Genomic DNA, 1,183 nt, shown 5'->3' with positions numbered 1-1,183 from the left:
CCCAGCCAGCGACCGGTGCACCGAACGTGAAGGGCTGCGCCATGGCGCGCGCAGGCGCCGGAACGGCTTTCCGGCGGCCGGGAAACCGCTCGTACCTCACGCTGCACCTGTGACCGTGCCAGGCCACGCAACGCTCCGGCCGCGCCAACTGACAGGCGGCTGACCAGAGACGACCGGCTTGGAACCGCCGTCGCTGTCGATCCGGCGCAGGAGCAGGTCCTGGTAGTCGTCCAGATCCTGCTCGTAGGCCTGCCCCTTGTTCTGCTTCCAGCGATAGATGATCGCCTTTTTCAGCAGTTCCTCGGAAAGCCGGAAGCTGTCGGCATCTTCGGTGAACATCGTCTTTTTCGACGTGTCGCTGGCCATGACCAGATCGTTCGACACGTAGAAGAATTTGACGGTTTCGGTGTTCGCCATCACCGGCCACTGGTGGAACTGGTCGCCGAAAATAATCCAGTAGCCGTTCACCGTGGCGATCGGCGTCACCTGAAGCTCAAGCCACTGATCCGGGCTGGTGAGGTGTTCGGTTGCCCACTGCCAGCGCGACGACCAGAGCGACGATGTTTTCTGCATCCGCCGGAAGTCGGTCGGCATGTCGAACGCATCTGACACGCCATCGCCGGTGAGCGTCTTCAGGATCAGCAGCTTCTGCCAGTCATGGGCATCCGCGATTTCGGACGCCATGACGTTGGCCAGTTCCTGCATCTCGACCATCTCTCGACCGGTCGCGCCATAGAGAAGCGTCGGCACTTCCATGCCGAGCACCGTCGCGGCGCCTTTGACCACGTCGAGGATGGACATCAGGCGGCTTCCCTACCCTTGCCCTTCGGCTTGGTCAGCTCCTCAATCATGGCTTCCATCGCGGCCTGACGCTCAACCAACTCGGCGATCTGGGCATCCTTCGCGGCCTCACGCTCGGCGGCCTTGGCTGCGTCGCTGTTCTCGAGGAAGAGAGCTGCCTGCTTGCGCAGATCACGCATGTTCGGCAGGCGCACGCGGTCAAGCTGCCCGTCGGTCAGGTCGCGGACTTCCTCGACCGTGCGGATGCCGGCGGTGCGCAGCACTTCGGCCTGTTCGGGCGTGACGCCAGACCAGGCGGCGAGCGCGGTCCCATTGAGAGGGATTTCCTGCCCGCTCTTGAATGCGACATAGGCCGGCTCGATTTGGTTCCAGCGGGCCGTCA

The 1,183-nt window shown here is 63.5% G+C and carries 1 protein-coding gene and 1 pseudogene; both read right to left on the bottom strand.

Going from position 1 to position 1,183, the window contains the following annotated elements; genetic code table 11:
* Positions 1-96: 96 nt before the first annotated feature.
* A complete protein-coding gene (locus EN738_RS34445; protein ID WP_127287380.1) occupies positions 97-801 on the bottom strand; it encodes a hypothetical protein in 705 nt (234 codons plus the stop codon).
* A pseudogene (locus EN738_RS34440) lies at positions 801-1,183 on the bottom strand (hypothetical protein); the annotation flags it as partial. The gene EN738_RS34445 and the pseudogene EN738_RS34440, both read right to left, overlap by 1 nt.

Origin of the sequence: Mesorhizobium sp. M4B.F.Ca.ET.017.02.2.1 (assembly GCF_003998955.1) — a bacterium.
Taxonomy (GTDB): Bacteria; Pseudomonadota; Alphaproteobacteria; order Rhizobiales; family Rhizobiaceae; genus Mesorhizobium; species Mesorhizobium abyssinicae.
Note: the sequence above shows the minus strand (reverse complement) of the source record. Positions and strands in the feature narration are given on the sequence as shown.